Origin of the sequence: Streptomyces sp. MAR4 CNX-425, from assembly GCF_048656465.1 — a bacterium.
Lineage (GTDB): Bacteria > Actinomycetota > Actinomycetes > Streptomycetales > Streptomycetaceae > Streptomyces.
The window spans coordinates 520,777-543,936 of the sequence record NZ_JBMDLF010000004.1 but is presented as its reverse complement, the minus strand read 5'-3'; the positions used below and the strand labels follow the sequence as shown (position 1 = coordinate 543,936).

The 23,160-nt window shown below is 75.9% G+C and carries 19 protein-coding genes; 12 read left to right on the top strand and 7 right to left on the bottom strand.

Features of this window, described 5'->3' with window-relative positions; all coding sequences use genetic code 11:
* The first annotated feature begins 52 nt into the window (after positions 1-52).
* The 3 genes from zapE to ACHZ99_RS15285 all read left to right on the top strand — a co-directional run bounded on the left by zapE (position 53) and on the right by ACHZ99_RS15285 (position 3,714).
* The gene (gene zapE / locus ACHZ99_RS15295; RefSeq protein WP_420305217.1) at positions 53-1,192 is read left to right on the top strand and encodes a cell division protein ZapE; all 1,140 of its coding nucleotides are present in this window, start codon (positions 53-55) and stop codon (positions 1,190-1,192) included.
* Positions 1,193-1,296: 104 nt separating this feature from the next.
* Positions 1,297-2,664 carry an alkaline phosphatase PhoX gene (locus ACHZ99_RS15290; RefSeq protein WP_420305112.1) on the top strand — a complete coding sequence of 456 codons (1,368 nt, stop codon included), beginning with the start codon at positions 1,297-1,299 and terminating at the stop codon, positions 2,662-2,664.
* A 156-nt stretch (positions 2,665-2,820) separates the two neighbouring features.
* On the top strand, positions 2,821-3,714 hold the full coding sequence (locus tag ACHZ99_RS15285) for a polysaccharide deacetylase family protein (protein WP_420305111.1): 894 nt from the start codon (positions 2,821-2,823) through the stop codon (positions 3,712-3,714).
* 75 nt (positions 3,715-3,789) lie between these two features.
* On the opposite strand, the gene ACHZ99_RS15280 is transcribed toward ACHZ99_RS15285, so the two are convergent.
* Positions 3,790-4,467, bottom strand: a complete 678-nt coding sequence (locus ACHZ99_RS15280) for an AIM24 family protein (RefSeq protein WP_420305110.1) — start codon at positions 4,465-4,467, stop codon at positions 3,790-3,792.
* Between the two features lie 5 nt (positions 4,468-4,472).
* Between ACHZ99_RS15280 and ACHZ99_RS15275 the strand changes: the two genes are divergently transcribed.
* On the top strand, positions 4,473-5,291 hold the full coding sequence (locus tag ACHZ99_RS15275; RefSeq protein WP_420305109.1) for a peptidyl-tRNA hydrolase: 819 nt from the start codon (positions 4,473-4,475) through the stop codon (positions 5,289-5,291).
* A 101-nt stretch (positions 5,292-5,392) separates the two neighbouring features.
* On the opposite strand, the gene ACHZ99_RS15270 is transcribed toward ACHZ99_RS15275, so the two are convergent.
* Together ACHZ99_RS15270 and ACHZ99_RS15265 are read right to left on the bottom strand one after the other, a co-directional pair.
* Positions 5,393-6,799: an FAD-dependent oxidoreductase gene (locus tag ACHZ99_RS15270; RefSeq protein WP_420305108.1), complete on the bottom strand. Its 1,407-nt coding sequence runs from the start codon at positions 6,797-6,799 to the stop codon at positions 5,393-5,395.
* A 41-nt stretch (positions 6,800-6,840) separates the two neighbouring features.
* A complete protein-coding gene (locus tag ACHZ99_RS15265; protein WP_420305107.1) occupies positions 6,841-7,836 on the bottom strand; it encodes a DUF4349 domain-containing protein in 996 nt (331 codons plus the stop codon).
* A gap of 196 nt (positions 7,837-8,032) precedes the next feature.
* Here ACHZ99_RS15265 and hemG point away from each other — a divergent pair, with 196 nt between their 5' ends.
* Both hemG and hemQ read left to right on the top strand, forming a co-directional pair.
* Positions 8,033-9,472: a protoporphyrinogen oxidase gene (hemG, locus tag ACHZ99_RS15260; RefSeq protein ID WP_420305106.1), complete on the top strand. Its 1,440-nt coding sequence runs from the start codon at positions 8,033-8,035 to the stop codon at positions 9,470-9,472.
* A complete protein-coding gene (gene hemQ, locus ACHZ99_RS15255; RefSeq protein WP_420305105.1) occupies positions 9,469-10,212 on the top strand; it encodes a hydrogen peroxide-dependent heme synthase in 744 nt (247 codons plus the stop codon). The genes hemG and hemQ overlap by 4 nt, the downstream gene beginning before the upstream one ends.
* Here the strand turns inward: hemQ and ACHZ99_RS15250 are convergent.
* The 3 genes from ACHZ99_RS15250 to hemE all read right to left on the bottom strand — a co-directional run bounded on the left by ACHZ99_RS15250 (position 10,161) and on the right by hemE (position 13,797).
* On the bottom strand, positions 10,161-11,822 hold the full coding sequence (locus ACHZ99_RS15250; protein WP_420305104.1) for an alpha/beta hydrolase: 1,662 nt from the start codon (positions 11,820-11,822) through the stop codon (positions 10,161-10,163). The genes hemQ and ACHZ99_RS15250 overlap by 52 nt on opposite strands.
* A 122-nt stretch (positions 11,823-11,944) precedes the next feature.
* Entirely contained in the window at positions 11,945-12,679 is a 735-nt protein-coding gene (locus tag ACHZ99_RS15245; RefSeq protein ID WP_420305103.1) for a TIGR04222 domain-containing membrane protein, read from the bottom strand.
* A 110-nt stretch (positions 12,680-12,789) separates the two neighbouring features.
* Positions 12,790-13,797: a uroporphyrinogen decarboxylase gene (hemE, locus tag ACHZ99_RS15240; protein ID WP_420305216.1), complete on the bottom strand. Its 1,008-nt coding sequence runs from the start codon at positions 13,795-13,797 to the stop codon at positions 12,790-12,792.
* Positions 13,798-13,985: 188 nt separating this feature from the next.
* On the opposite strand from hemE, the gene ACHZ99_RS15235 reads away from it, so the two are divergent.
* From ACHZ99_RS15235 to ACHZ99_RS15210, 6 genes are all read left to right on the top strand, one after another.
* Positions 13,986-14,684 (top strand): DUF3000 domain-containing protein, encoded by a 699-nt coding sequence (locus ACHZ99_RS15235; RefSeq protein ID WP_420305102.1) that lies wholly within the window; start codon positions 13,986-13,988, stop codon positions 14,682-14,684.
* A 176-nt stretch (positions 14,685-14,860) separates the two neighbouring features.
* Positions 14,861-15,559, top strand: coding sequence for a LuxR C-terminal-related transcriptional regulator (locus tag ACHZ99_RS15230; protein ID WP_420305101.1), 699 nt, complete (start codon positions 14,861-14,863; stop codon positions 15,557-15,559).
* Between the two features lie 103 nt (positions 15,560-15,662).
* Complete coding sequence (locus ACHZ99_RS15225; RefSeq protein ID WP_420305100.1) at positions 15,663-16,922, top strand: HRDC domain-containing protein; 1,260 nt, start codon at positions 15,663-15,665, stop codon at positions 16,920-16,922.
* Positions 16,923-17,144: 222 nt separating this feature from the next.
* Positions 17,145-18,389, top strand: coding sequence for a thiolase family protein (locus ACHZ99_RS15220; protein WP_420305099.1), 1,245 nt, complete (start codon positions 17,145-17,147; stop codon positions 18,387-18,389).
* On the top strand, positions 18,386-20,518 hold the full coding sequence (locus ACHZ99_RS15215) for a 3-hydroxyacyl-CoA dehydrogenase NAD-binding domain-containing protein (RefSeq protein ID WP_420305098.1): 2,133 nt from the start codon (positions 18,386-18,388) through the stop codon (positions 20,516-20,518). The genes ACHZ99_RS15220 and ACHZ99_RS15215 overlap by 4 nt, the downstream gene beginning before the upstream one ends.
* A gap of 110 nt (positions 20,519-20,628) precedes the next feature.
* Positions 20,629-21,018, top strand: a complete 390-nt coding sequence (locus tag ACHZ99_RS15210; protein ID WP_420305096.1) for an NTP pyrophosphohydrolase — start codon at positions 20,629-20,631, stop codon at positions 21,016-21,018.
* Positions 21,019-21,076: 58 nt separating this feature from the next.
* On the opposite strand, the gene dxs is transcribed toward ACHZ99_RS15210, so the two are convergent.
* Positions 21,077-23,011: a 1-deoxy-D-xylulose-5-phosphate synthase gene (dxs, locus tag ACHZ99_RS15205; protein ID WP_420305095.1), complete on the bottom strand. Its 1,935-nt coding sequence runs from the start codon at positions 23,009-23,011 to the stop codon at positions 21,077-21,079.
* Positions 23,012-23,160 lie beyond the last annotated feature (149 nt).

Here is a 23,160-nt window from a genome sequence, read left to right as displayed (position 1 = left end):
GAGGGACGTGCCCCCTTCCGCCTCCCCCACCGCCGACACGCCCGGCCCCGGCATACCCCCCGGCCCGTCCTCCGGCGGATCCCCGGACGCCTCCCCCGGCGCGCTCACCGGCCGCGAGCCGCACGTCCCCGCCGAGCGGCTGGTCGCCGAGCTGGTGCCGCCGCCGCGCTTCGACGCGGTGCGCTTCTCGACGTACGTCCCGGACCCGGCCCGCCCGAGCCAGGCCGAGGCCGTGGAGGCGCTCGCCGCCTTCGCCGCCGGGCTGGGCGGCGGCCCCACCCGCCGAGGTGGGGGTCCCCCCGCCAGTGAGGGCGTAGCCGGTGGGGGAGGCCGGCGGCGCTGGTGGCGGCGGGCGCCGAAGGAGCCGGCCGGGCCGCGCGGGGTGTATCTGGACGGCGGCTTCGGCGTCGGCAAGACCCATCTGCTGGCCTCGCTCTGGCACGCCACCGAGGCCGCCGGGGAGCGCAAGGGCTTCTGCACCTTCGTCGAGCTGACGCACCTGGTGGGGGCGCTGGGCTTCCAGCAGACGGTACGCACCCTCGGCGGGCACCGGCTGCTGTGCATCGACGAGTTCGAGCTGGACGACCCCGGCGACACCGTGCTGGTCTCCAGCCTCCTCGGCAGGCTGGTGGACTCCGGCGTCGCGCTGGCCGCCACCTCCAACACCCTGCCCGGCAAGCTGGGCGAGGGCCGGTTCGCCGCGGCCGACTTCCTGCGCGAGATACAGGGCCTGGCCGCCCGCTTCCGCCCGCTGCGCATCGACGGCGACGACTACCGCCACCGCGGCCTGCCCGCCGCCCCCGCCCCGCTGGCCGACGCGGCCGTCGCCCGCGCCGCCCGCGCCGTCCCCGGCGCCACGCTCGACGCCTTCCCCGACCTCCTCGGCCACCTCGCGCGCGTGCACCCCAGCCGCTACGGCGCGCTGACGGACGGCGTCCGGACCGTCTGCCTGACCGGCGTGCGGCCGGTGGCCGACGAGGCGACCGCGCTGCGGCTGGTGGTGCTCGCGGACCGGCTGTACGACCGGGAGATACCCGTGCTCGCCTCCGGCGTGCCGTTCGACCGGCTCTTCAGTACGGAGATGCTCGCCGGCGGCTACCGCAAGAAGTACTACCGCGCGATATCCCGGCTCACCGCCCTGGCCCGCGACGCGCACGCCGCCACCGGCGGCGCGCCGCCGCCGGTGGACTAGACCCTCCACACACCCCGCCACCTGGTTCACTTTCGGTTCACCGGGTGGTACACACGGTCGGGTCACCGTTTTCCTGTCCGCCAGCAGGGAGTTGGTCTTTCCGCATGTCTGCCACACGACGTCAGGTCCTCGCCCGCACCGGTGCCCTCGGCGCCGGCATCGCCTTCACCGGCACCGTCTCCGAGCTGTACGCCGGCACCGCCGCCGCGCACGCCCCGCGCGACGCCGGCTACGGCCCGCTGGTCCCCGACCCCGACGGCCTCCTGGACCTCCCCGAGGGCTTCCGCTACCGCGTGCTCTCCCGCGAGGGCGACCAGCTGCTCTCCGGCGAGGGCGCCGTACCCAGCAACCACGACGGCATGGCCGCCTTCCGCGCCCGCGGCCGCGATTCCGGCGTGCGGCTCGTCCGCAACCACGAGAACCGCCCCAACGCCACCCACCGCGTCCCCGCCGTCGACGGGCTGACGTACGACCCCATGGGCATGGGCGGCTGCACCGTGCTGGAGACCGGCAGGGACGGCGAGCCGAAGACCGAGCGCGTCGGCATCGCCGGCACCGCGGTCAACTGCGCCGGCGGCCCGAGCCTCTGGGACACCTGGCTGACCTGCGAGGAGACCGAGGACAAGGCCGGCACCAACGGGTACACCAAGGACCACGGCTTCATCTTCGAGGTCGACCCCGCCGACCCGCACGCCAGCGGCGCCGTCCCGCTCACCGCGATGGGCCGCTTCCAGCACGAGGCCGTCGCCTTCGACCCGTCCAACGGCGTCGTGTACGAGACCGAGGACGCCTTCCAGCACCCGTTCGGGCTCTTCTACCGCTTCCTGCCGGAGAGGCCCAAGCGCGGCCTCGGCTCCCTGCGGGCGGGCGGCGAGCTGCAGGCCATGCGGGTGCCGGACGTGCCCGACCTGTCGGTGGTCGAGGAGATCGGCACCACGTTCGACGACATCGAGTGGATCGAGGTGCCCGACCCGCTGGCGGCCGAAACCCCGATCCGGCACCAGGACTTCGGGCGCGCGATGACGCACGCGCAGAAGCTGGAGGGCTGCTACTGGGGCGGGAAGTCGGTGTACTTCGTCTCCAGCTTCGCCAAGACCGACGAGGGCTCCGGCGGCGACCACTACGGCCAGGTGTGGCGCTACACCCCGAGGACGAACGAGCTGAAGCTCGTCGTCCGCTTCGGCCCGGACCACGGCGTCGACACCCCCGGCGAGTCCCCGGACAACATCGCGCTGTCGCCCTCCGGAGGCCTGTTCGTCTGCGAGGACGGCGGCGGCGAGCAGCACGTCTACGGCGTCTCGCGGCGCGGCGAGGTCTTCGCGGTGGCGCGCAACCGGCAGAACACGGGCAGCGCGGAGGAGCCGTCCTACGGCGAGTTCGCGGGCGTCACGTTCTCGCCGAGCGGCCGGACGATGTACCTGAACTGCTACGCGCCCGGCACCACGTTCGCCATCACCGGCCCCTGGCGGTAGCGCCCGGCCCGCACGGCGGGCGGACGGCGCCGCCCGGTGGCGGGCCGGACCCGGTCCGGTCCGCCGCCCGGGGCGGCGCCGCGGCATGCCGGGGCCCGTTCACCCGGGCGCCCGCCCCGGCGCGCGCGCCTCCCGGAGCGCTCTTACGCTCCCACCATGATCGACTTCCGGCGCCCGCTCCGTGCCCGCGCGGCCCTCGTCGCGCTGCTCGCCCTCGTCCTCCCGGCGTGCGCCGAGTCGCCCGGCGCCGCCCCGCCGGCCGGTCCGCCCGCCGCGCGGGAGCACGGCGACCGCCCGGCGGCGTACGGGAAAGCGGGCGGCGAGGCGCGCGGGGAGGCGAAGGCGCCGCGGCCGGCCCGGGTCCGCGCCGGGCGCGCGCCGGTGTGGCGGCACGGCGCCCGCGGGGCCGCGGGCGGCAAGCGTGTGGCGCTCACCTTCGACGCCGACATGATGGCCGGCCAGCACGACCGGGCCGACGCCGGCGAGCGCTTCGACAACCCCGGGCTCATCGCCGCGCTCCGGGAGCTGAAGGTGCCCGCCACCGTCTTCATGACCGGCACCTGGGCCGCCCGCTACCCCGGCCAGGCCCGCGCCATCGGCCGCGACCCGCTGTTCGAGGTGGCCAACCACTCCTACAGCCACCACGCCTTCGCCACCCCCTGCTACGGGCTGCCCGAGGTCGCCCCCGGAACCATGCGCGCCGAGGTCGAGCGCACCTTCGCCGAGCTGCGCCGCGCGGGCGTGCCCGAGCCCGTCCCGTACTTCCGCTTCCCCGGCGGCTGTTACGACGACGCGGCGCTGCGCGCTCTCGCCCCGACCGGGGTGACCGCCGTGCAGTGGGACGTCTCCAGCGGTGACGCCTTCGCCACCGACCCGGGCGCGGTGGCTGCGGAGGTGCTGACGCGGGTGCGGCCCGGGTCGGTGGTCGTGCTGCACGTGACCCGCAGCGCGGCGCCGGTCACGGAGGAGGCGGTGCGCCGGATCGTGCCGGAGCTGCGCCGCCGCGGCTACGGCTTCGCCCGGGTCTCGGAGCTGATGGCGACGGGCTGAGGCGCGGGCCGCGGCCGCGGCCCCACCGGCCACCGCCCCACCGGCCGCCCTCCCGCCGGCCGCGCCCGGCCCGGGTCACCCGGCGGGCGCCCCCGCGCCCGTCTCGCTCGGCCGCACCACGACGAACCCCTCGCCGTCCAGCCGCAGCTGCATCACCTCGCCGGAGCCGCCGCGGATCATGGACCCGAAGCTCTGCGAGCGGTGCAGCCCCGTCTGGAGCTGCGTGCTCCAGCCGACGACGGCGTCGGTGTCGACGAAGACCGGGTAGCCCGGGGAGACGGGGATGACGATCGGGGTGCCGTCGCAGACCACGCCCAGCCGGCCCTGGCCGGTGAACACGCTGTTGAACAGCCCGCCGCCCGCCATGCCGGCGCCCTTGACCACCTTGATGTCGTAGGAGAGCGTCGAGTCGAAGCACAGCACGTTGCGCCCGTTGATGGTGAGGGTGTCGCTCGGCTGGTCGAAGTCGAGGATGAAGCAGTTGGCCGCGCTGAGCGCGAACCAGCACTCGCCCTGGCCCTTCACCGACATCAGGGCCAGCCCCTCGCCGGTGACGGCGCGCTTGAGGAACTGCCCGGCGCCCTGGCCCTTCTTCTCGAACTCCAGGTTGCCCCGGTAGGCGACCATCGCGCCCTGGCGGGCCAGGCACTCCCCGTTGACGGCGTACTTGATCGACTTGCTGTTCTGCAGAGTCATGCCGGCCTGTGTCGCGGGCTCGGCCATGTTTTCCTTGGCGAACAAATCACTGCGCATACCGCATGATCTGCCGGAATCCCTCCCTCCGCCAAGCAGGCGGCGCCCCTGGCACACTTGATCGCGTGACCAGCGCAGAAACGAGCCCCTTCCGGCACGAGGCGGTGAGCCGCGACGCGCTGCCGCAGTTCGTCCTCCCCCTCGTCGTACGCGTCGAACGCGGCAGCCCGCCCACCCGCACCGACGCCCTCCGGACGGCGGCGCGCGCGGTGCTGATCCTGCTGGCGGACGAGCGCGCCACGGGCGAGGGCCCGTGGGCCCGGGCCGTACGGGACTGGCAGGACGCCCGGATCCGCAAGGTGGTGCGGCGGGCGCGGGGTGCGGAGTGGCGCCGGGCGGAGGCGCTGCCGGGGATCACGGTGACGTCGGCGGAGCGCCCCGCGGCGGGCGGCGCGGCTGCGCCGGCCGGGGGCGCGGGCCCCACCGAGGTGCGGGTCTTCCCGCCCGTACCGCTCGACGGCTGGCCCCGCGACCTCGCCCGGCTACAGGTCTCCGGCACCGACCTCGACGACCCCGCCCCGCCGCCCCCGGCCCCGCCGGAGGTCCCGGTGCTGTGGCTGGCGCCGGACCTCGGCATGACCGCGGGCAAGGCGATGGCCCAGGCGGGCCACGGCGCCCAGCTCGCCTGGTGGGAGCTGTCCGCCGCGGACCGCGCGGCCTGGCGCGCCGCCGGCTTCCCCCTCGCCGTGCGCACGCCGGGGCCGGAGCGCTGGGCGGAGCTGACCGCGAGCGGGCTGCCGGTGGTCAGGGACGCGGGGTACACCGAGATCGCCGCGGGCTCGTGCACGGTCGTCGCCGACCACCCGGCGCTGCGCCGCGGCTGAGCGGCGCCGGGGGCGTCACCGGCACGCGCGCGTGAGGCGCACGCCGTACGACACGCGCGCGTACGGGCGCGTGCGTGCCCTCCCGTCCGGGCGCCCGCCGGTCAGCCGCCGTCGCTCTCCCGCGCGTCCTCCGCGACCGCTGCCGCCGCCTTGCGCGCCGCGACCAGCACCGGGTCCCACACCGGCGAGAACGGCGGCGCGTACCCCAGGTCCAGGGCCGTCATCTGCTCCACCGTCAGGCCCGCCGTCAGCGCCACCGCCGCGACGTCCACGCGCTTGCCCGCGCCCTCGCGGCCGACGATCTGCACGCCGAGCAGCCGGCCCGTGCGGCGCTCCGCGAGCATCTTCACGTGCATCGGCGCGGCGTGCGGGTAGTAGCCCGCGCGGCTGGTCGACCGGATGGTCACCGCCACGTACTGCAACCCCACCTCGCGCGCCTGCGCCTCCAGCAGACCCGTACGGGCGATCTCCAGGTCGCACACCTTGCTGACGGCCGTGCCCACCACGCCGGGGAAGGTGGCGAAGCCGCCGCCGACGTTGCGGCCGATGACCTGCCCGTGCTTGTTGGCGTGCGTGCCCAGCGGGATGTACCGCTCGCGGCCCGACACCAGGTCGAGCACCTCGACGCAGTCGCCGCCGGCCCACACGTTCTCCTGCCCCCGCACCCGCATCGCCAGGTCGGTCAGCAGCCCGCCGGACTCGCCCAGCGGCAGCCCGGCGTCCCGCGCGAGCCCGGTCTCGGGGCGGACGCCGAGGCCCAGCACGACGACGTCCGCCGGGTACTCCCCCTTCGCCGTCGCCACGCCGCGCACCGCGCCGTCCGAGCCGGTGAGGATCTCGGTGACCTCGGCGCCGGTGACGGTCTCGATGCCGTTGCCGTTCATCGCCTCGTGCACCAGCGCGCCCATGTCCGGGTCGAGGGTGCTCATGGGCTGCTCGGCGCGCTCCAGCACGGTGATGTGGATGCCGCGGTGGCAGAACGCCTCCGCCATCTCCGCCCCGATGTACCCGGCGCCGACCACGACCGCGTGCCGCACCTCCTCCTTCGCCAGCCGGTCCAGCAGCTCCTGGCCGTCGTCGAGGCTCTGCACGCCGTGCACGCCGGGGGCGCCGATCCCGGGCAGCGGCGGGCGCAGCGGGCGGGCGCCGGTGGCGATCACCAGGTGGTCGAAGCCGTGCCAGCGCTCCTGCGCGCCGTCCTCGTCGTCGAGGCCCCGGGTGCGTACGCACTGCCGGTCGAGGTCGATCTCGGTGACCTCGGTGCGCATCCGCAGGTCGATGCCGCGCCGCCGGTGCTCCTCCGGGGTACGGGCGATGAGCTGGTCGCGCTCGGCGACCTCGCCGCCGACCCAGTAGGGGATGCCGCAGGCGGAGTACGACGTGAACCGGCCGCGCTCGAACGCGGTGATCTCCAGCTCGTCCGGCGCCCGCATCCGGCGCGCCTGCGACGCGGCGGACATCCCCGCCGCGTCGCCGCCGATGACCACCATCCGCTGCTTGGCCCCCATGACGCTCCCTTTCGTCGCCGTGAGGGACACGCTACGTCTGGTTACTCCGGTTCGCTTCCCTGGGGTGCCGGGTGTCCGGCCGGGTGCCCCGCCGGCTGTTCCGCCGGCCGGCCGGGGAACGGGCTGGGCGGCGGAATCACGTGCCGCCGCGGCAGCCGGGGGCGCAGCCACCGCCAGGCCAGGACGAGCAGGGCAAGGAGCGCGGCGAAGGGCAGCGACGCGGAGACGCCGATCAGCACCCCGCGGAGCCCCGAGACGAACGCGTCCCAGCCGCCGGCGAGCGCGTCCACGACGCCGGTGCCGTCGTCCTCGTCGTCCTTCGGTCCCGCGGCGGGCCGGCGCAGGTCCAGGGTGATCGTGCCGAGCGAGGTGCGCTCCTTGAGCGAGGCCCGCTGGGCGAGGAGGGCCTCCAGGTCCGCCTGGCGGCTGCTGAGTTCGCCCTCCAGGGTGACGACGTCGCCGAGCTTCGTGGCGTCGTCCATCAGCGCCCGGACGCGGCCGACGCTCGCGCGCTGGGAACGTATCCGGCTGTCGACGTCCACGACCTGCTCGGTGACGTCCTTCACCCGTACCTCGCGGTCCACGACCCGGCCCAGCTCGGCGAGGTCGCCGAGGACGGCGTCGTACTCCTCGGCGGGCACCCGCAGGGTGAGCCGGGCGCGCGCGGGGGCGCCGGGCTCGCGGCTGGTGGTCTCGTCGCCGACGTACCCGCCGGCGCCCTCGGCCAGCGAGCGGGCGGAGCCGGCGGCGGCGTCGAGGTCCCTGGTGCGCAGGGTGATCTCGGCGGTGCGGACGAGCGCCTGCGGGGCGAGGCTGACGCCGTCGGCCGCGGTGGTGCCGCCGCCGGGCGCGTCGCCGGCGTCGGCGCCGTCGCGCGGTGCCTCCTCCCGCTGGCCCGCCTTCCCCCTCGCGTCGGCCTGCGCCTGGATGCCGCCGCCCTCGTCGGAGTCGCCGCCGCCGGAGCAGCCGCCGACGGCGAGGGCGGCGGCCAGCAGCGCCGCGGCGAGCGCGGGCCTGGTCGTACTGCGTGCATGCATCGTCGAAACCCCCCGGGGTGTCGGTTGTACCGCTTCGACGGAACGGCGGGGGCGGGGGTTTCCGGCGGCCGGTTCCGGAAGGGTCACGATCGGGGTACGCGACGGCCGCGCGGCGCCCGAGCGGGTCCGCGGGGCGGTGGGGGGGTTGTCCACAGGCTCGTACGGGCTTGTCGCCGGCGTCTGAGACAGTGGCTCCATGAGCAGCGCACAGCCCGCGGCACCCTCCGGATCCGCCCCCCGCGTCGTCGTCATCGGCGGCGGCATCGCCGGACTCGCCGCCGCGCACCGGCTGCTGGCCGGCGGCGCCCGGGTCACGCTGCTGGAGGCCGGCACCCGGCTCGGCGGCAAGCTGCACGCGGGCGAGCTGGCCGGTCTGCCGGCCGACCTCGGCGCGGAGGCGCTGCTCGCCCGCCGCCCCGAGGCGGTGGCGCTGGCGCGCGCGGTGGGCCTCGGCGAGGCGCTGCGACCGGCGGCGGCCGGGGGCGCGGCGGTGTGGACCCGCGGGCGGCTGCGCCCGCTGCCGGGCGGTCAGGTGATGGGCGTGCCCGGCGATCTGGAGCGGCTGGCGGCGGCGGAGGTGCTGTCGCCGGAGGGGCTGGCGCGGGTGGGCCGCGAGGCGGAGCTGCCTCCGGCGGAGCCCGGGGAGGACGTGGCGATGGGCGCGTTCGTCGCCGAGCGGCTGGGCGCGGAGGTCACGGACCGGCTGGTGGAGCCGCTGCTGGGCGGGGTGTACGCGGGGGATGCGTACCGGCTGTCGATGCGCGCCGCGGTGCCGGCGCTGTTCGCGGCGCTGCGCGCGGAGGGGACGCTGCTGGGCGCGGCGCGGGCGGTGCAGGCGCCGGCCGCGGGCGCGGCGGGCGGACCGGTGTTCATGGGCATCGAGGGGGGTGTGGGGCGGCTGCCGGCGGCGGTGGCCGACGCGGTGCGGGCGGCGGGCGGCGAGATCGTGCTCGGCGCGGAAGTCGCGTCGCTGGAGCCCGCGGAGGACGTCCCCGGCCCCGCCGCCGCCCGCTGGCGCGTCGTCGCCGGGGGGCGGGCCCGCCTCGCCGACGCCGTGGTGCTCGCCGTGCCCGCGCCCGCCGCCGCACGCCTGCTGCGGGGGCTCGCCCCGCGCGCCGCCGCCGAGTTCGACGCCGTGCGGTACGCGTCCATGGCGCTGGTCACCCTCGCCCTCCCCCGCCGGGAGGCGGAGGCGCAGCTGCCCGCGGGCACCGGCTTCCTGGTGCCGCCCGTCGACGGCCGCACCATCAAGGCGTCGACGTTCTCCTCCGCCAAGTGGCGCTGGGCAGGCGACGACGACCTCTTCCTGCTGCGCACCTCCGTCGGCCGCGTCGACGACGACAAGACCCTCGAACGCGACGACGCCGACCTCGTCGCCGCCTCCCTCGACGACCTGCGCGCCGCCACCGGACTCGCCGCCCGCCCCGTCGCGAGCCGCGTCAGCCGGTGGCCGGGCGCCCTCCCGCAGTACGAGGTCGGGCACGACGCCCGCGTCGCGCGCATCCGCGGCACGCTGCCCGCCGGGCTCGCGGTCTGCGGCGCGCTGTACGAGGGCGTGGGCGTCCCCGCCTGCATCGCCGGCGCGCACCGGGCCGCCGACGCGCTGCTGGAGCGCCCTGGGACAATGACCGCATGAGTGACGCAACCCCTCCGGCGGCCTCCCCGGCGGCGCCGTCCCGCTCGGCGAACGCGGGCAAGAAGGCCAGGGATCTCAACGAGGTCATCCGCTACACCCTCTGGTCGGTGTTCCGGCTCCGCGACTCCCTCCCCGAGGACCGCGCCGGGTACGCGGACGAGGTGACCGGGCTGTTCGAGCAGCTCGCCGCGAAGGACGTCGTCGTGCGCGGCACGTACGACGTGTCGGGCCTGCGCGCCGACGCCGACGTCATGATCTGGTGGCACGCGGAGACATCGGACGCGTTGCAGGAGGCGTACAACCTCTTCCGCCGCACCCGCCTCGGCCGCGCCCTCGCGCCGGTCTGGTCGAACATGGCGCTGCACCGCCCCGCCGAGTTCAACAAGTCGCACGTCCCGGCGTTCCTCGCGGACGAGGCCCCCCGCGCGTACGTCTCCGTGTACCCGTTCGTCCGCTCCTACGACTGGTATCTGCTGCCCGACGAGGACCGCCGCCGCATGCTCGCCGACCACGGCAAGATGGCCCGCGGCTTCCCCGACGTGCGCGCGAACACGGTGCCCGCGTTCTCCCTCGGCGACTACGAGTGGATCCTCGCCTTCGAGGCCGACGAGCTGCACCGCATCGTGGACCTGATGCGGCACCTGCGCGGCTCCGAGGCGCGGCTGCACGTCCGCGAGGAGGTGCCGTTCTACACCGGCCGCCGCAAGCCCGTCGCGGAGCTGGTGGCCTCGCTGCCCTGAGGTTCCGGCGCCGCGGACCGGCCCGCGGACCGCTCCGCCTCCGGCTCCGGGTGCGGCGCGCAGTGCACGTCGCCGGGTGTCCGGCCGGTGAGCAGGTACGTCTCGACGTGCTGGGTGACGCAGCCGTTCGGGCCGCCGGCGAGCCCGTGCGAGCCGGCGTCCTTCTCCGTCACCAGGCTCGCCGAGCCGCCCAGCCGGCGCGCGAGCTCCCGCGCGCCCCGGTACGGCGTGGCCGCGTCGCGCTCGGCGGCGAGGAGGAGGACCGGCGGCAGCTCGCCGGGGGCGGTGCGCACGTCGAGGGGCCGCTGCCGCGGCGCGGACCAGAACGCGCACGGCAGGTTCATCCAGGCGTTCTCCCACGTCTCGAACGGCGCGACGCGGGCGAGCCGGCTGTTGTCGCGGTCCCAGGTCTCCCAGTCGGTCGGCCAGGGCGCGTCGTTGCACTCGACGGCGGTGTAGACGGCGTTGCCGTTCTCCTCCGCGGCGTCGTCCGCCGGGTCGTCGGCGGCGAACTCCACCAGCGCCTTGGGCCGTCCCGCCAGGTAGTCGGCGAGCGCGGTGGCCGCCGGCGCCCAGTAGTCGTCGGCGTACGCCGCCCGCAGGAACGCCGCCTGGAGCTGGGCGGTGCCGACCCGGCCGCCGGCCGGGTCCTTCTCGATCATCCGGCGGGCGCGCTGGTACGCGGCCGCCACCTCCCACCGGCTGCCGCCGAGGCGGTAGACGTCGTCGTGCCGGGCGACCCACCGCTGCCAGTCGGTCCAGCGCTCCTCGAAGGCGGCGGACTGGCGCAGGTTGTTGCCGTACCAGATCTGCCGGGGGTCGGGGTCGACCGGGCTGTCGAAGACCATGCGGCGCACGTGGCCGGGGAAGAGCGCGGCGTACAGGCTGCCGAAGTAGGTGCCGTAGGAGGCGCCGAGGTAGGTGAGCCTGCGCTCGCCGAGCGCGGCGCGCAGCACGTCGAGGTCGCGGGCGTTGTTCAGGGAGGTGTAGTGCCGCAGCCCGGCGTTGCCGGCGCAGCCGTCGGCGTAGGCGCGCGCCCGGGCGATACGGGCCCGCTTCTCCCGCCCCGAGGGGTGCTCCGCGGTGTGCGACGGCGCCTGGGTGAACTCGCCGGGGGCCTGGCAGGACAGCGCGCCGGAGCGGTCGACGCCGCGCGGGGCGTAGCCGACGAAGTCGTACGTCTCGGCCAGCCGCCGCCACTCCGGGGACCGGCTCAGCAGCGGGAAGTACATGCCGGAGGCGCCGGGGCCGCCGGGGTTGAAGACGAGCCTGCCCTGCCGCCCGGCGCGCGGGCCGGTGGCGCCGACGTGGCTGACGGTGAGCTTGAGCTGCCGCCCGTGCGGGCGGGCGTAGTCCAGCGGCACGGCGACGGTGCCGCACTCGACGGGGGCGGGCAGCCCCTCCGCCGCCGGGCACGCGCCGAAGTCGACGCCGGCCTCGGCGGCGCGGGCGGCGGCGACGGCGACGCCGCGGGCCTCCGGGCCGTCGGCCGCCCGGGACACGGGGAGGCCGACGGGGGTCCCCGTCCGCGCGGCGTCGGCGGCGGGGGCCGCGGCGAGGCCGGTGAGAGCGAGCGAACCGAGGATTCCGTACAGCACTGCTGCTCTCACGAAGGACCCTTCTGCCACGGCGCGAGGGAGGGGAAAGAACAGGGGTAAAAGTGATAATTCTTGGCTTAGTTGCCGATGTAAAGGAACCCGCCCGGGGTGTCGCGGCGCAGGGGCGCCGGCGGCTACCGCGCGAGCGCGGCGCGCATCTCCGGGTCGGGCAGCGCGTCGGGGCCGCGCACGGCGAGCCCGGTCAGCAGCGAGTCCGCGGCGTCGACGGTGGCCAGCAGCGCGCGGCCGTCCGGCGTGGCCCAGCGGGTGTACTCGCCGATCTCCACCCGCGCTATCGCCAGGCAGCCGCAGACCAGGATCAGCGGGAGCACGAACCAGCCCGCGATCGGCTCCTGCTCCGGCGGCCGCAGTGCCAGCGCGGCGGCGCCCGAGCCGAGCACGACCAGCCCCGCGACCCGGACCTGCCGCACCGCGGCGCGCACGGCGGACCGGATCGGCGCGGGCACCGCGAGCCCGGCCGCGGCGAGGCCGTCGTCCAGGTCGCGCAGCGCGTCGGCGGAGCGGGCGGCGGCCCGGATGGCCGGAATCGTGCGCTGGCCGCCGTCCCCGGCGGCGGCGATCACGGCGCGCTCGACGGGGTCGCGCCCCCCGGGGTCGACGACGGTGGCCCAGCCGGTGTGCGCGAGGAGCAGCCGCCGCTCCCGCGCCAGCGCCACCAGGGCGACGTCGACGACCCGCCGCGGACCGCCGGCGAGGAAGGCGGCCTCGTACAGGGCCGGCTCACGCGCCCCGCGGACCTGCGCGGGCGCGGGCGCGGGCTGTGCCGCGGCGACGGAACCGACGAGGACCAGGCGCCCGCACGTCAGCAGCGCGGCCGCCCAGGCGACGAGCGCGAAGCACACCCACATGGCGGTGTTCTACGCGATCGGGGCACAGGGCGCCAGACCTATCTTTCGGAACGCGGCCGTGATAGCGGGGTGTTGTGCTCGCGGCACCCCGGGGCGCGGCCGCGCCGGCGTCAGCGGGCCGAGGACTCGTGTACGTACTCCACGAGCCGGGTCAGCGCGTCCGGGTCGGTCGTGGGGAGCACCCCGTGGCCGAGGTTGAACACGTGCCCCGGCAGCCCGGCGGCCGCCGCCAGCACCTCGGCGGCCTTCGCCTCCATCGCCGGGCGCGGCGCGAACAGCGCCGCCGGGTCGAGGTTGCCCTGGAGCGCCCGGCCCGGGCCGACGCGGCGCGCCGCCTCGTCCAGCGGCACCCGCCAGTCGACGCCGACGACGTCGGCGCCCGCCTCGCCCATCGCGGTCAGCAGCTCGCCGGTGCCGACGCCGAAGTGGATGCGCGGCACGCCGTACTCCGCGACCGCGGCGAAGACCTCCGCCGAGGCGGGCAGGACCGCGCGCCGGTAGTCGGCGGGCGCCAGCGCGCCCGCCCAGGAGTCGAAGAGCTGCACGGCGGCGGCGCCGGCCTCGATCTGCACCCGCAGGAACGCCGCCGTGATGCCGGCGAGCCGGCCGACCAGCTCGGCCCACAGGCCGGGGTCGCCGTACATCATCGCTTTGGTGTGCTCGTGGTTGCGCGACGGGCCGCCCTCGACCAGGTAGCTGGCGAGCGTGAACGGCGCCCCGGCGAAGCCGATCAGCGGCGTCGCGCCCAGCTCGGCCGTGAGCGCGCGCACGGCCTCGGCCACGTACGGCACGTCGTCGGGCTCCAGCGGGCGCAGCCGCGCGAGGTCCGCGCGGCTGCGGACCGGCTGGGCGACGACGGGGCCGACGCCCGGCTTGATGTCGAGGTCGACGCCGATGGCCTTGAGGGGGACGACGATGTCGCTGAAGAGGATGGCGGCGTCCACCCCGTGCCGGCGTACGGGCTGGAGCGTGATCTCGGTGACGAGGTCCGGCCGCCGGCACGCCTCCAGCATGCCGGTGCCCTCGCGCAGCCGCCGGTACTCGGGCAGCGAGCGGCCCGCCTGGCGCATGAACCACACGGGGGTGTGCGGCACGGGCTCGCGCCGGCAGGCGCGCAGGAACGCGGAGCCGGCCGCCGGTCCCGCGGCGGCAGCGGCGCCGGCGGGCGGTGCGGGGGAGGTTGCGGGAGGGCGCGGGGCGCTGTCGGCACTCACCCCTGCATCTTCGCACGCGCGGGGGAGTCGAGATCCGGCCACCCGGGTGTCCCGCGACGCTTCCGCACGCCGCGCCCCCTAGTCTTCCGGGCATGGTTGCGGCTCCTGGACACCTCGTCGACGAACCCGATGGACGCCCGGACGGCCAGGAGGGCGGAGCCCTCCCGCCCCCGTTCCGGAGGGCCGTCGAGGCGCTCAGGTCGGCCGCGGTCCGCCCCGAGGCGGCGCTGGCGGCGACGCGCGCGCCGCGGGGCATCGCCCCGTTCGCGTACGCGCTGGAGGCGGAGGTCGAGGAGGGAGCCACGGCGGACGTCGAGCCCGCCGACGGCCGGCTGGTGCTGCTGCACGACCCGGACGGGCAGGACGCCTGGCGCGGTACGTTCCGCTTCGTCACCCTGCTGCGCGCGGAGCTGGAGCCGGAGATGGCCGCGGACCCGCTGCTGCCGGAGGTGTGCTGGTCCTGGCTGACCGGCGCGCTGGACACCCGCGGCCTCGGCTACGGCGAGCCCGGCGGCACCGTCACGCGCGCCTCCTCGCACCACTTCGGCGGGCTCGCGGAGCGCGGCACGACGACGAAGGTGGAGATCCGGGCGTCCTGGACGCCGCTGCCCGCGCGCGGGGGCGACCGGGACGGCGCCGCGCCGGACGCGGCCGGGCACCTCGCGGCGTGGGTGGAGATGCTGTGCCAGTGCGCCGGCCTGCCGCCGTCGGCCGCGCCCGCGGCGGCCCCGGAGCCGGACAGCGCGCCGATCGTACCGCTGCCGCAGCGCCGCGACCGGCACCGGCGCTGAGGGCACTCGATCGCCCATCCGAATTGTCCGTTTTTTTCCTCCCTCGTTCGTGATCATTGCCTAAAGCCTCTCCGGGCTCCTGCCGAAGACGTGAGTGACCTTCCGTACCCCACACGGAGCGTCCCGGCTCTCTTCGGGGCCGGCCCCGTCCCCGTACCACCGTCTGGAGGGACCTGGTGTCTGTTCTCCTGGAGCAACCCACAAGCCTGGTCGCCTACCGCCCCAACAAGCCGACGGCCATGGTCGTCGTGGCCGACCCCCGCGTACGCTCGACCGTCACCCGCCACCTGTGGGCGCTGGGCGTGCGCGACGTGATCGAGGCGTCGTCCATCGCGGAGGCCCGTCCCCGGATCGCCAACCCCCGCGACATCTGCGTCGCCGACGTCCACCTGCCCGACGGCTCCGGCCTCACGCTGCTGACCGAGGCGCGCTCCGCGGGCTGGCCGAACGGCCTCGCGCTCTCCGCCGCCGACGACATCGGCGCCGTACGCAACGCCCTCGCGGGCGGCATCCGCGGCTACGTCGTCACCGGAACCCGCACCAGCATGGGCCTGCCGACCCGCCCGAACGCCGCCCACATCGGCGCCGCCGCCGGCCGGCTGCACCACCACCACCGCCGCCCGCCGGGCGCCCCCGGCGCCGGCGGCAACTCCGGCCCGCCCGGACACCCCGGCGGCTACCGCGAGCTGTCCGGCCGCGAGGTCGAGGTGCTGCGGCTGGTGGCGGAGGGCCAGTCGAACAAGGCCATCGGCGTCTCGATGGGGCTGTCCGCGCTGACCGTCAAGAGCCACCTGGCCCGCATCGCGCGCAAGCTCGGCACGGGCGACCGCGCCGGAATGGTGGCGGTGGCGCTGCGCACCGGCATCATCCACTGACCCGGGCCGGCCGGGGCCCGCTCCCGGCGGCCGCGCGGCGCCCGTCGACGTCACGTTCGGTCGACGGGCGCTGTCGTGCACGACTCACGGATACCCTTGACACGTGACCGACGCCCAAGAGACCGCAGCAGAGGACAGAGTCCCCGCCCCCGGAGCACCTACTTCCGGATCGGCGCCGGTCCCCCTTCTCGATCCCCGCGAGGGCATTCCGCCCGTCACGGCGGACGCCGGGGCGCTCGACGCGGTCGTCCGCGCCTTCGCCGCGGGCAGCGGCCCGGTCGCCATCGACGCGGAGCGCGCCAGCGGGTACCGCTACGGGCAGCGGGCGTACCTCGTGCAGCTGCGCCGCCAGGGCGCGGGCACCGCGCTCGTCGACCCGGTGGCCTGCCCGGACCTCTCCGGTCTCGCGGCGGCGATCGGCGATGCCGAATGGGTTCTGCACGCCGCCACCCAGGACCTGCCGTGCCTCGGCGAGATAGGCATGCGCCCCGGCGCGCTGTTCGACACGGAGCTGGCCGGCCGGCTCGCCGGCTTCCCCCGGGTCGGACTCGGCGCGATGGTCGAGAACGTCCTCGGGTACGCGCTGGAGAAGGGCCACTCCGCCGTCGACTGGTCGACCCGGCCGCTGCCCGAGCCGTGGCTGCGCTACGCCGCGCTCGACGTCGAGCTGCTGGTGGACCTGCGGGACGCGCTCGCCGAGGAGCTGACCGCGCAGGGGAAGCTGCGCTGGGCCGAGGAGGAGTTCGCGGCGATCGCCACGGCGCCGGCGCCTCCGCCGCGCCGCGACCCCTGGCGGCGCACGTCGGGCATGCACAAGGTACGGCGCCGGCGCCAGCTCGGCACCGTACGGGAGCTGTGGACGGCCCGGGACCGCATCGCGCAGCGGCGCGACATCTCGCCGGGCAAGGTCCTCGCGGACAGCGCCATCGTGGAGGCGGCGCTGGCGATGCCGACGTCCACGCGGGCGCTGGCCGCGCTGCCCGGCTTCGGGCACCGCATGGGCCGGCGGCAGCTGGAGCAGTGGCTCGCCGCGGTGGAGCGCGCCCGCGCGCTGCCGGAGTCCGAGCTGCCGCAGCCGGGGCTGCCGCTGAACGGCCCGCCGCCGCCGCGCGCGTGGGCGGACAAGGACCCGGCCGCGGCGGCGCGGCTGTCGGCGGCGCGGGCGGCGGTGACGGCGCGCGCGGAGGAGCTGGGCCTGCCGCAGGAGAACCTGATCGCGCCGGACACGGTGCGCCGGATCTGCTGGGAGCCGCCGAAGGAGGCGACGGCCGAGGCGGTGGCGGCGGCCCTGCTCCGCCTGGGCGCCCGCCCCTGGCAGATCGAGCAGGTCACCCCGCTCCTGACGGCGGCGGTCCAGGACTGAGCGCCCGCGCCGGCGCGGGTGACCCGGGGCCGGGCCACGCCCCCGGCACCCGGCGCGGCCCGCCCGGCGCGGGGGCCGTCCCGCCCGGCGGGGGACTGTGACGTACGCCTTCGGGCGGGCCCCTGGGCACCTTCTGTTACCGGCGAGTAGCATGGCCCCCAGCCGTCCCGCCCCGCCGGGGCCGGCACCACGAGAACCCGCACCCCCTCCGGAGGAGAGCCCGTGCCTCGTACCGCAAGGGACGTCGTCTTCGTCGACGGCGTCCGGACCCCGTTCGGCAAAGCGGGCCCCAAGGGCATCTACCACGAGACCCGCGCCGACGACCTCGTCGTCAAGTGCATCCGCGAGCTGCTGCGCCGCAACCCCGCCCTCGACCCGGCCGCCGTCGACGACGTCGCCGTCGCCGCCACCACCCAGATCGGCGACCAGGGCCTGACCATCGGCCGCACCGCCGGCATCCTCGCCGGCCTGCCCGCCACCGTGCCCGGGTACTCCATCGACCGGATGTGCGCCGGGGCCATGACCGCCGTCACCACGACCGCCGCCTCCACCGCCTTCGGCGCGTACGACATCGCCGTCGCCGGCGGCGTCGAGCACATGGGCCGGCACCCGATGGGCGAGGCCGTGGACCCCAACCCGCGGTTCGTCTCGGAGAAGCTCGTCGACGAGTCCGCCCTGTTCATGGGCATGACCGCGGAGAACCTCCACGACCGCTTCCCCCATCTGACGAAGGCCCGCGCCGACGAGTACGCGGTGCGCTCGCAGGAGAAGGCCGCCAAGGCGTACGCGGACGGGCACATCCAGGCCGACCTGGTGCCCGTCTCCGTCCGCCGCACCACTGCATCTGACAGCGGCTCCGCCGCGGGGTCAGCCGGCGAGACCGGCTGGGGCCTCGCCACCCGGGACGAGCCGATGCGCCCCGGCACCACGCTGGCGAACCTGGCGACGCTGAAGACCCCCTTCCGCGCCCACGGCCGGGTCACCGCCGGCAACGCCGCCGGGCTCAACGACGGCGCCACCGCCTCCCTCATCGCCGCCGAGGACGTCGCGCGCGCGGCCGGGCTGCCGGTGAAGATGCGGCTCGTGTCCTTCGCCTTCGCCGGCGTCGAGCCCGAGGTCATGGGCGTCGGGCCGCTCCCCTCCACCGAGAAGGCGCTGGCCAAGGCGGGCCTGGGCATCTCCGACATCGGCCTGTTCGAGATCAACGAGGCGTTCGCCGTGCAGGTGCTCGCCTTCCTCGACCACTTCGGCATCGCCGACGACGACCCCCGCGTCAACCGGTACGGCGGCGCCATCGCCTTCGGGCACCCGCTCGCCTCCTCCGGCGTACGGCTGATGACGCAGCTGGCGCGGCAGTTCGAGGAGCAGCCGCAGGTGCGGTACGGCATCACCACCATGTGCGTCGGCTTCGGCATGGGCGGCACGGTCATCTGGGAGAACCCGCACTTCGAGGGGGCAGGCAAGTGAGCAGCAGCACCGCGGAACTTCTCAGGGGCGCCGCCGAGGTCTTCCCCGACGAGGTCGTCACGCAGGCGCACGTGCGCCACCTCGACCTGCCCGGCGGCGCCGGCCGGTTCGCCCTGATCACCCTCGACAACGGCTTCGACCACACCAAGCCGACCACCTTCGGCCCGCAGTCCCTCGCGCGCCTCGACACCGCGCTCGACCAGGTCGAGAAGGAGGCCGCGGACGGCGAGATCGTCGGCGTCGGCCTCACCGGCAAGCCGTTCATCTTCGCCGTCGGCGCCGACCTGAAGGGCGTCGAGGTGCTCAAGCGGCGCGACGAGGCGCTGGCCGTGGGCCGCGGCGGGCACGAGGTGTTCAAGCGGCTGGCGGGGCTGGCCGTGCCCACGTTCGCGTACTACAACGGGGCCGCGATGGGCGGCGGCGTCGAGGCCGGCCTGCACTGCACGTACCGGACGGTCTCCCGGGCCGTGCCGGCGTTCTCGCTGCCGGAGGTCTTCCTCGGGCTGGTGCCCGGCTGGGGCGGCTGCACCCTGCTGCCGAACCTGATCGGCGCGGACCGCGCGGTCACCGTCGTGATCGAGAACAGCCTCAACCAGAACCGGCAGCTCAAGGGCAAGCAGGTCTACGACCTCGGCATCGCCGACGCGCTCTTCGAGGGCGCCGACTTCCTGGAGCAGTCCCTCGCCTGGACCGCCGCCGTGCTGACCGGCGGGCTGGAGGTCGTACGTCCCGACATCGACCGCGGCGAGGCGTGGGACGCGGCGATCGAGCGCGGCCGCGCCGCCGCCGACGACAAGGTGCACGGCGCGGCCCCCGCCGCGTACCGCGCGCTGGACATCATGGCCGCGGCCAGGAACGGCGACCTGCGGCAGGGCTTCGCGGCCGAGGACGAGGCGCTGGCCGACCTGATCATGGGCGGCGAGCTGCGGGCCGGCGTCTACGCCTTCAACCTCGTCCAGCGGCGCGCCAAGCGGCCCGCCGGGGCGCCGGACAAGGGCCTCGCCCGGCCGGTCACGAAGGTCGGCGTCGTCGGCGCCGGGCTGATGGCCTCGCAGCTGGCGCTGCTCTTCGCCCGCCGCCTCGAAGTGCCGGTCGTGCTCACGGACATCGACCAGGAGCGCGTCGACAAGGGCGTGGCGTGGGTCCACGAGCAGGTCGACCTGCTGCTGCTGAAGGGCCGGGTGAACCAGGACGCGGCCAACCGGCTCAAGGGCCTGGTCACCGGCTCGCTGGACAAGGCCGCGGCGTTCGCCGACGCCGACTTCGTCATCGAGGCGGTCTTCGAGGAACTCTCCCTCAAGCAGCGGATCTTCGCCGAGCTGGAGGAGGTCGTCCCGGCGGAGGCGATCCTCGCGACGAACACCTCGTCCCTGTCGGTGACCGAGATGGCCGCCGGGCTCCGGCACCCCGAGCGGGTCGTCGGCTTCCACTTCTTCAACCCGGTGGCGGTCCTGCCGCTGCTGGAGATCGTCCGGGCCGAGCGCACCGACGACGCCTCGCTGGCCACGGCCTTCGCCGTCGCCAAGAAGCTGAAGAAGTCGGCCGTGCTGGTCAAGGACGCCCCGGCGTTCGTCGTCAACCGCATCCTGACCCGCTTCATGGGCGAGGTGCTGGGCGCCGTGGACGAGGGCACGCCGGTGGAGGTCGCGGACCGGGCGCTGGCCCCGCTGGGGCTGCCGATGTCGCCGATCGTGCTGCTGGACCTGGTCGGCCCCGCGGTCGCCCACCACGTGGCCGGCACCCTCGCGGCGGCGTTCCCGGACCGCTTCGCGCAGTCGCCGAACCTGGGCCGGGTCGTCGAGGCGGGCAAGCGGACGCTGTACGTCCACGACTCCGGCAAGCCGGAGCTGGACCCGGAGGTGGCGGCGCTGTTCCAGGTCGGCGGCACGGTGCTGACGGAGGAGCAGGTACGCGACCGGGCGCTGGACGCCATCGCGCAGGAGATCCGGCTGATGCTGGACGAGGGCGTCGTGGCCGAGGCGCAGGACGTCGACCTGTGCCTGATCACCGGCGCCGGCTGGCCGTTCCACCTGGGCGGCATCACGCCGTATCTGGACCGGGCGGGCGTGAGCGAGCGCGTGACGGGCCGGACGTTCCTGGCGCCGGGCGTGGCGAGCATCCCGGAGTAGCCGACCCCGGTACGTGCCCCGTGCCCCGTGTCCCGTGCCCCGGCCGCCGGTCCGGTGATCCGGCGGCCGGGGGCACGGGTGTGCCGTACGGCCGTGGGAGGCTGTGCGGCATGACCGAACCCCTCCCCCTGCTCGTCGTGGACGCCGCCAACGTCGTCGGCTCGGTGCCGGACGGCTGGTGGCGCGACCGGCGCGGGGCGGCGGAGCGGCTGCGCGACGGGCTCGTGCCGTACGCCGCAACGGGCGTGGCGGGGCTGCCGGGGCCGGTGGAGGTGGTGCTGGTCGTGGAGGGCGCGGCGCGCGGCGTGCCGGAGGTGCCGGGGGTGGGCGTCGTCGCGGCGGACGGCAGCGGGGACGACCGGATCGTGGCGGTCGTCGCGGACGCGGTGGCGCGGGACCCGGCGCGCCGGGTGCTGGTGATCACCGCCGACCGCGCCCTGCGCGAGCGCGTCCAGCGCCACGGTGCGGCCACGGCGGGCCCGCGGACGGTACGCCCCTAGCCGCGGCGGCCCGGCAGCGGCGCCGCGCACGGGTGCGCGGGCCGCGTGCGCCCGCGCGTCAGTCCCGGGCGATCTCCACCGCCTCCGCGGCCTCCTCCGCGCGCCGGTCGAGCCTGGCGACCAGGCCGGTGACCTGGCGGGCGATGTCCGGCGCCGTCAGGCCGATGTCCGCCAGCACCTCCTTGCGGGAGGCGTGGTCGAGGAACCGCTCCGGGATGCCGAAGTCGCGCAGCGGGATGTCGACGCCCGCGTCGCGCAGCGCCTGCGCGACGGCGGAGCCGACGCCGCCGGTGCGGACGTTGTCCTCGACGGTGACGACCACCCGGTGCCGCCCGGCGAGCACCGGCAGCTGCTCGTCGACCGGCTTGACCCAGCGCGGGTCGACGACCGTCGTCGTGATGCCCTGCTTGTCGAGCAGCGCGGCGACCTCCAGGCACATCGGCGCCAGCGCGCCGACGGAGACCAGGAGCACGTCGGGGCGCTCCGCGCCCTCGGCGCCCCCGGCGGGCTCGCGGAGCACGTCCATGCCGCCGACCCGGCCGACCGCCGGGACCGCGGGGCCGACGGCGCCCTTGGAGTAGCGCACGACGGTCGGCGCGTCGTCGACGGCGACGGCCTCGCGCAGCTGGGCGCGTACCTGGTCGGCGTCGCGCGGGGCGGCGATCCTCAGGCCCGGGACGACCTGGAGGATCGACATGTCCCACATGCCGTTGTGGGACGGGCCGTCGCTGCCGGTGACGCCGGCCCGGTCCAGGACGAACGTGACGCCACAGCGGTGCAGCGCGACGTCCATCAGCACCTGGTCGAAGGCGCGGTTGAGGAAGGTGGCGTACACGGCGAAGACCGGGTGCAGCCCGCCGGTGGCCAGGCCGGCGGCGGAGACCGCGGCGTGCTGCTCGGCGATGCCCACGTCGTACACCCGGTCGGGGAAGGCGTCGGCGAACTTCTGCAGGCCCACGGGGCGCATCATCGCCGCGGTGATCCCGACGACGTCGTCCCGCTCGCGGCCGATCCGCACCATCTCGTCGGCGAAGACGGAGGTCCAGTCGGCGCCGCCGGCGGCGACGGGCAGCCCCGTGTCCGGGTGGATGACGCCGACCTGGTGGAACTGGTCGGCCTCGTCCTGGCGGGCGGGCAGGTAGCCGCGGCCCTTCTCGGTCAGGCAGTGCACGATGACGGGGCCGTTGAAGCGGCGGGCGCGCTGGAGCGCGGACTCGACGGCGGCGAGGTCGTGGCCGTCGATGGGGCCGACGTACTTCAGCCCGAGGTCCTCGAACATGCCCTGCGGCGCGATGAAGTCCTTCAGCCCTTTCTTGGCGCCGTGCAGGGTCTCGTACAGCGGCTTGCCCACCACGGGCGTACGGTCCAGCAGCTCCTTGCCGCGGGCGAGGAAGCGCTCGTAGCCGTCGGTGGTGCGCAGGGTGGCGAGATGGTCGGCGAGGCCGCCGATGGTGGGGGCGTACGAGCGTTCGTTGTCGTTGACGACGATGACCAGCGGGCGGTCCTGGGCGGCGGCGATGTTGTTCAGCGCCTCCCAGGCCATGCCGCCGGTCAGCGCCCCGTCGCCGATGACGGCGACGACGGCGTCGTCCCTGCCCCGCACCTCGTTGGCCTTGGCCAGGCCGTCCGCCCAGCCCAGCACGGTGGAGGCGTGGCTGTTCTCGATCACGTCGTGCTCGGACTCGGCCCGCGAGGGGTAGCCGGACAGGCCGCCCTTCTTCTTGAGCCTGTCGAAGTCCTGGCGGCCGGTGAGCAGCTTGTGCACGTAGCTCTGGTGCCCGGTGTCCCACAGCACCCGGTCGCGGGGGGAGTCGAAGACCCGGTGCAGGGCGATGCTCAGCTCCACCACGCCGAGGTTGGGGCCGAGGTGGCCGCCGGTGCGGGCGACGGACTCGACGAGGAAGGTGCGGATCTCCGCGGCCAGCCGCTCCAGCTGCTCGGGACCGAGCCGGTCCAGATCGCGCGGTCCGTTGATACGGGTCAGCAGTGCCACCCGTGCCTCCTTGCTGTCGCAGCCTGCCTTCCGGCCGTACGGCGCCGGACCCGGCGGTCACGCGGACGTACCCGGCCCGAGGCGTCCGGTCGAGTCTAATATTCCCGATGTCCGGCCGCTGGTCCGACAGTGCGATGTATGCCACAGGT

Excerpts from the sequence above, each read along its gene's own strand:
- ACHZ99_RS15290 (WP_420305112.1), top strand. The coding sequence starts at position 1,297 with ATGTCTGCCACACGACGTCAGGTCCTCGCCCGCACCGGTGCCCTCGGC.
- ACHZ99_RS15285 (WP_420305111.1), top strand. The coding sequence starts at position 2,821 with ATGATCGACTTCCGGCGCCCGCTCCGTGCCCGCGCGGCCCTCGTCGCG.
- ACHZ99_RS15280 (WP_420305110.1), bottom strand. The coding sequence starts at position 4,467 with ATGCGCAGTGATTTGTTCGCCAAGGAAAACATGGCCGAGCCCGCGACA.
- ACHZ99_RS15275 (WP_420305109.1), top strand. The coding sequence starts at position 4,473 with ATGATCTGCCGGAATCCCTCCCTCCGCCAAGCAGGCGGCGCCCCTGGC.
- ACHZ99_RS15270 (WP_420305108.1), bottom strand. The coding sequence starts at position 6,799 with ATGGGGGCCAAGCAGCGGATGGTGGTCATCGGCGGCGACGCGGCGGGG.
- ACHZ99_RS15265 (WP_420305107.1), bottom strand. The coding sequence starts at position 7,836 with ATGCATGCACGCAGTACGACCAGGCCCGCGCTCGCCGCGGCGCTGCTG.
- hemG (WP_420305106.1), top strand. The coding sequence starts at position 8,033 with ATGAGCAGCGCACAGCCCGCGGCACCCTCCGGATCCGCCCCCCGCGTC.
- hemQ (WP_420305105.1), top strand. The coding sequence starts at position 9,469 with ATGAGTGACGCAACCCCTCCGGCGGCCTCCCCGGCGGCGCCGTCCCGC.
- ACHZ99_RS15245 (WP_420305103.1), bottom strand. The coding sequence starts at position 12,679 with ATGTGGGTGTGCTTCGCGCTCGTCGCCTGGGCGGCCGCGCTGCTGACG.
- ACHZ99_RS15235 (WP_420305102.1), top strand. The coding sequence starts at position 13,986 with ATGGTTGCGGCTCCTGGACACCTCGTCGACGAACCCGATGGACGCCCG.
- ACHZ99_RS15210 (WP_420305096.1), top strand. The coding sequence starts at position 20,629 with ATGACCGAACCCCTCCCCCTGCTCGTCGTGGACGCCGCCAACGTCGTC.